General features: G+C 59.6%; 5 protein-coding genes. 2 read left to right on the forward strand and 3 right to left on the reverse strand.

The features are described from left to right. Nucleotides 1-59: 59 nt before the first annotated feature. Nucleotides 60-290, reverse strand: coding sequence for a hypothetical protein (locus tag HKL97_RS07595; RefSeq protein ID WP_291424001.1), 231 nt, complete (start codon nt 288-290; stop codon nt 60-62). 238 nt (nt 291-528) lie between these two features. Between HKL97_RS07595 and HKL97_RS07600 the strand changes: the two genes are divergently transcribed. Continuing rightward, on the forward strand, nt 529-1,728 hold the full coding sequence (locus tag HKL97_RS07600; protein WP_291424003.1) for an IS256 family transposase: 1,200 nt from the start codon (nt 529-531) through the stop codon (nt 1,726-1,728). Between the two features lie 291 nt (nt 1,729-2,019). Here the strand turns inward: HKL97_RS07600 and HKL97_RS07605 are convergent, their stop codons facing one another. Further along, on the reverse strand, nt 2,020-2,877 hold the full coding sequence (locus HKL97_RS07605; RefSeq protein WP_291424005.1) for a LysR substrate-binding domain-containing protein: 858 nt from the start codon (nt 2,875-2,877) through the stop codon (nt 2,020-2,022). A gap of 72 nt (nt 2,878-2,949) precedes the next feature. On the opposite strand from HKL97_RS07605, the gene HKL97_RS07610 reads away from it, so the two are divergent. Continuing rightward, entirely contained in the window at nt 2,950-3,921 is a 972-nt protein-coding gene (locus tag HKL97_RS07610) for a DMT family transporter (RefSeq protein WP_291424007.1), read from the forward strand. 36 nt (nt 3,922-3,957) lie between these two features. Here HKL97_RS07610 and HKL97_RS07615 read toward each other — a convergent pair whose 3' ends face one another. Then, on the reverse strand, nt 3,958-5,004 hold the full coding sequence (locus HKL97_RS07615; RefSeq protein ID WP_291424009.1) for an abortive infection family protein: 1,047 nt from the start codon (nt 5,002-5,004) through the stop codon (nt 3,958-3,960). Between the last annotated feature and the right edge of the window lie 204 nt (nt 5,005-5,208).

A 5,208-nucleotide genomic window follows, 5' to 3' on the forward strand; every position in this document is an offset into this window, starting at 1 on the left:
GGGGTCATCTGGGGGTCAAGGAGGCATGGGGGTCACCATCCGTGAGTAGGACAATGGCGTTATTCCCACTCGATCTCTTCGGGTTCATAGCCTTTAGCTCTGGCCAAGTGCTCTGCAATTGACCTGGCTGCCGCATCAGATGCCAGCCCCGGCGGCGACTCATGAACGATTTCTGGGGCAGCGATGAACCCCCTATCGGCAGCTGGACGGATCATGCAGATGACCTGACGGCCGGCTTCAGTCATCTCTATTATGGCGCAAAATCGTGGGCCGTCGGCTTTGGTGTACATGCGGTTACTCCTGGCGGATGCATGATCGACATTCTAGCCCATGTTGCCCCTTCATCCCTAGAGCATCGCTGGAGGCGAACGGAGGTCGTGTCCCCGCTGGTGGTGTAGGTGGCCGGTAATCGGCCTGCCGTAGCGACCGCCACGAGTCTGGCGGAGGCGGGCCGATTGGCGGTCACCGGGGCGATTTTTGGGTAGAATTGGGTTGCGACTCTCAACGCTAATCCAAGGAACCACCACGATGACCGATGACAAGATTGCGCTTTCCACTCTTTTAGAGAAGTCCTCTGACGCCAGTTTTCTACGCGAGATGATCGGCTTTGCCGCTGAACGGCTAATGCAGCTGGAGACGGCGGCGATCTGCAATGCCGCCCCTGGCGAGCGTGCACCTGACCGCCTCAACCAGCGCAATGGTTATCGCGACCGGGACTGGGAGACGCGGGCCGGGACGGTCGAGCTGCGCATCCCCAAACTGCGCCGCGGCAGCTACTTCCCGGCCTTTCTGGAGCCGCGCCGGATGGCCGAGAAGGCGCTTACCGCCGTGATCCAGGAAGCCTATATCCAAGGCATATCAACCCGTTCGGTCGATGACCTGGTCAAGGCCATGGGCATGGAAGGCGTCAGCAAGAGCCAGGTCTCCCGGCTTTGCGGCGAGATCGACGAGCGCGTGGACGCCTTCTTGACCCGTCCCATCGAGGGTGATTGGCCCTATGTCTGGCTCGACGCCACCTACATCAAAGTCCGGCGTGACCACCGCATCGTCTCGGCCGCCATCATCGTTGCCGTCGGCGTCAACAGCGACGGCAGGCGGGAGGTGCTGGGGATGACCACCGGCCATAGCGAGGCCGAGCCGTTCTGGGTGGACTTCCTGCGCAGCCTGGCTAGGCGCGGCCTGCGGGGCGTGAAGCTCGTGATCTCGGACGCGCATGAAGGGTTGAAGGCGGCGATTTCAAAAGTGCTAAGCGCAACTTGGCAAAGATGCCGCGTCCACTTCATGCGCAACGCGCTGGCCTATGCCGGCAAAACCCAGAAGCGTGTGGTCTCCGCCTGGGTTGGCACCGCCTTTGCCCAGGACGATGCCGCAGCAGCCCACAAACAATGGCGCGCCGTCGCCGACCAGATGCGCCCACGCCTGCCAAAACTCGCCGGCCTGCTCGACGAGGCCGAAGCCGACGTCCTCGCCTATATGGACTTCCCCAGCCAGCACAGGGCGAAAATCCATTCCACCAATCCGCTCGAACGTCTCAACGGCGAAATCAAACGCCGTGCCGATGTCGTCGGCATCTTCCCCAACGAAGGCGCCGTGGTCAGGCTCATCGGTGCCCTGCTGCTGGAGCAAAATGACGAGTGGGCGACCCAGCGCGCCAGATACATGACACTGGAAACAATCGCGCCAATGAGCGATACTACCACCGTCAGCTTGCCAGAAATGGCAGCCTGATAACGCAGCCAAGGCTGCTCAGGAGACCGCTGCTACACCACGCGGCGGGACACGATCCGAACGGACTGGATCGCCCTATGATTGTCAGGCCGACAAGCCGCTCCTGGCAAGCCAGTCTGCGAAGCGGTCCGGGGTTAGGATGATACCCCTGACCATAATATCATTGGGCCCAGCGTACCCGGCCGAAGCCGCCCTGCTGGCTGGCTCGCCTTCGAATACCGAGCCGACAGGTATGATTTTGTCGTCCTGTGAGTCGGCGCGCGTTGGCACTACAAGTGGTCAAGTCGGACTTTACTTATCCGGCCACACCAGCTGTTTCACCATCTCTTCCACGGCATCGACCAGCTTGTTGCCCTCACTTTCCGGGCGACGGGACAAACCAATCGCGATATCCGGCAGATGGGGTAAAACGTTCGCTATTGGCGAGCTGACGAGCCCCGCCATCGATGTCGGCAGCAAGGCCGTAACGCCAAGCCCGGCGCGGACGGCCGCCTGCACGGCGGTGAGGCTGCCGCTTTCAAAGGCGACCCGCCAACGCCGACCCGCCGAACTCAATGCTGCCTGCATCAGGCCGCGCCATGAGCAGGGTTCAGAAAACACGACCAACGGAACCGGGTCGATCGAGGTGTCGAAACCCTCGGCGGCGGCCCACAGCAGCGGCATTAGACGGCTCCAACGCAGCGGGCGGCGCAGAAAGGCAGCATCGCATAAGGCGAGCTGAATTCGGCCTGCATCCAAGGCTTCCTGCGTGTCCACGCTGACCAAAGAAAGCAGTTCCAGTGTTGTGTCCGGGTGCATACGGGCAAAATCGGCAAACACCGAGGGCAAGGCGGTGCCGGTAAAATCCTCCAACACACCGACGCTGCACCTCCCTGAAAGTTTGGACCGCGGCACGCCGGCCAGCGCTTCACCGGAAAGTGCGAGGATTCGCTCGGCATAGGGCACAAGCGCGGCTCCGGCCGCCGTCAGCGTCACGCCGCCAGAATTACGTTCCAGCAGCATGTCGCCAACGAGGTCTTCCAGCCGACGCAGCTGCTGGCTCAACGCAGGTTGTGTGCGGCCAAGGGCTCCCGCGGCCCGGCTGATGCTGCCAAGTCGTGTACAGACAAGAAAATTTCGCAATAACCCTGTGTCGAGGTCAACGGCCATAAATTTATCTTATGGCAGACCGTCAAAGATGGCCAGATCTTTTAGAGACGCGATTATGATATGCGACGCCCCATGGAACACAGCACGGCAGAGAACTCTTCGACGGCATCCAGCCCTTTGACCGGACCGGGGCTTGCAATGGGCTCCATGATCAGCTCACAGCTCGGAATCGCTTTTGCCGTGCCGCTTATGGTGGCACACGGTTCGTTCGGTATCTCGGCATTGCGTCTGGGATTTGCCGCATTGTTCTGTTTGGCCTGGGTCCGGCCGAATTTTCGGCGTTTTGACAGCCGGCAATGGGTTGCCGCGCTCGCCTTGGGCGCGGCGATGGCCATGATGACCATGTGCTTCTTCACGGCGGCCAGGCTGATCCCGATGGGCCCTGCCATCACGATTGATTTCCTGGGCCCCCTCGGCGTTGCGGTTATTGCATTGCGGGGATGGCCTCGGCTGATTTTGCCTTTGACCGCCGCGTTCGGCGTCCTCGCCGTGTCCCATGGCAGTCATGGTAGGCTTCTGGACACGGCCGGTATCTTGTTTGCCCTGGCGGCGGCCTGCGGCTGGGCCGGCTATATCGTGCTGATGCGGCATGTCGGAAGGTTGTTCTCAGCCCAGGAGGGCCTCTGCCTGTCCCTGCTCGCCGCCACTGCATTGGCGTTGCCGGCTGCCTGTTTCCTGGAGCCACCGGTGGATTGGCTTGGCCAACTGCCAGCCGTGGCGGGCCTAGCTGTGCTTTCACCACTTTTGCCTTTCGCCCTTGAAATGGCCGCGATGCGCCGGATGGAGATGGGCACGTTCAGCATCATCATGAGCCTGGAGCCTGTTTTTGGTGCTGTGTTCGGCTTTATTATTTTGGGACAGGCGCTGTCACTGATCCAGGTCGGAGGTGTGCTGGTGGTCATGGCTGCCAGTGCGGGAGCTGTCGTGTTGCCGATTGTAATGAGATCAGTACCGCAGCCACGCATGGATACTCCGGCTATTGACCTCGCTTATCTGGAGCAGCAGTCGAATCGACCTGCCAAATGCACTTTATCTGGCGAATGAGGAGTACGGAGATTGTCCGCCATTTGCGCCAGTTCATCATGGCGTTTGGCCGATCGTCGCCTGATGGGTTTCCCAGAAGAAGACCGCCAAAGCCAAAGCTGAATTTACAGCCAGCCTGGCAACGCCAGCCGGTGGCGCACCAGTGTCGGGCACTCCTCCATGGCCAGTGCCCATCTGGCCGCGGAGTTCGGCGATGGAATTGGTCATGGTACCCAAGGCGCCGAGCATCGATTTCAGGGTGGCATCGCTCTTTGGGTTGACCTTCAAACCAAGTGCGTCACGTGTCATGGACACCAGAGCGGGAAAGTCTTCTTTACCTGTCCGGGTCGCCAGACGAGCATCAAGAATGCCTTTGCATAGGGACTCCACGAACTCTTTGGCGCTTCCAATCGCCAGCGGCGCGTCCTGGATGATGTTCGCTCGCATCCGGGTTATCTGAGCCGCCATATGGCTCGACGACAGGGCCTGAGCAATCAACCGTGCATCATCCAACGCCCCATCAGCGCCGACCAAAGCCAGTTCAGCGCCGAACACCCGCCGGCCCGACATGGCGTCCACCACGACCAGCCTGTACCCGTCTGGCGCCAGATACCGGTTAAAGGTGGCCACCAGATCGTCGACCTCTGAGTCGTCTCGCACAATGGGATGGACCATTTCACAAAGAAATTTCAGGAACACCTCGTCCGGTACGTGCAGCAGGCCAAGGCGAGGGTCAGAGAAGACCCAGTCATCAGCCCAATCAGTGGGGTTCATTATGCGGTGGCGGGCTATATCACCGGCCATATCCTTATGGCGGCTATCGTTTGACGGCAGGCTGGTGAGGTCAAAGATCCGTGACAGGAAATCGACATCGTCCAATTTGCCTGCCCAAAAATGCTTACTCAGTCTCAGGGCATCGAATATGGTCCGGCGGGTCAGGTCAGTAATATGGTGCCAATCTCGCTGTTGCATCAGGCCCTCGGTGGCATGTTGGCGCGGTCGCGCCGGCGGTGGAAAAGGGATACCATAGACATAAAGTCCTCCGCGTCCTGCTGCGTCATTGGCCAGTGGATACAGGTCGTGTGAGGTTGGGTTGCGGAACATGCCGTATGCGCCATTCAGGAGGTTTACAAAACCCATAAAACTCGACTGCGGGCCTGGAGATTTTCAAAAATCGTCTTTCTAGCGTTGGTTTATACGGAAATAAAATACATTGAAACACAAGAACATATAAAGAACGACGAATTACTTTGGCCCAAATTGGCCCAAGCGTTCGGAGTCAGGAAAAAGTATAAAAGTTCTAACAAC

The organism is Acidocella sp. (assembly GCF_013044125.1).
Lineage (GTDB): Bacteria > Pseudomonadota > Alphaproteobacteria > Acetobacterales > Acetobacteraceae > Acidocella.